Source organism: Algibacter ulvanivorans, from assembly GCF_048381495.1.
Lineage (GTDB): Bacteria > Bacteroidota > Bacteroidia > Flavobacteriales > Flavobacteriaceae > Algibacter_B > Algibacter_B ulvanivorans.
On record NZ_JBLWGD010000047.1, the window covers coordinates 1 to 319 of the forward strand.

Annotated in this window: 1 protein-coding gene; it reads left to right on the forward strand. The window is 44.8% G+C overall.

Annotation, left to right across the window (positions count from 1 at the left end; translation table 11 throughout):
• The coding region (locus ACNG5D_RS15930) for an Ig-like domain-containing protein (RefSeq protein WP_418184518.1) at positions 1-319 on the forward strand (319 nt) is incomplete at both ends.

Below are 319 nucleotides of genomic sequence, written 5' to 3' on the forward strand. Positions count from 1 at the left end.
TTAAGTGACGGTAGTGTGGTGACATTAAACCCAGACGGTACATTAAGTGTAACCCCAGTAACGGATAGCACAGAACCAATCAACTTCACCTATACGGTAGAAGATGAAGACGGTTTAACGGATCAAGGTCAAGTCGCTATCACATTCGATCAATTACCTCCAGTAGCAGATGATGAAACGATAGGCAATGCGACGATCAACACGGATGTACCAGTTAACGCATTAGATGGCGATAACGATCCAGATGGCGATAACAATAACATGGTGATTACGGAAGTAGACGGCACACCAATCAGCGTTGGTAACCCGGTCACCTTAA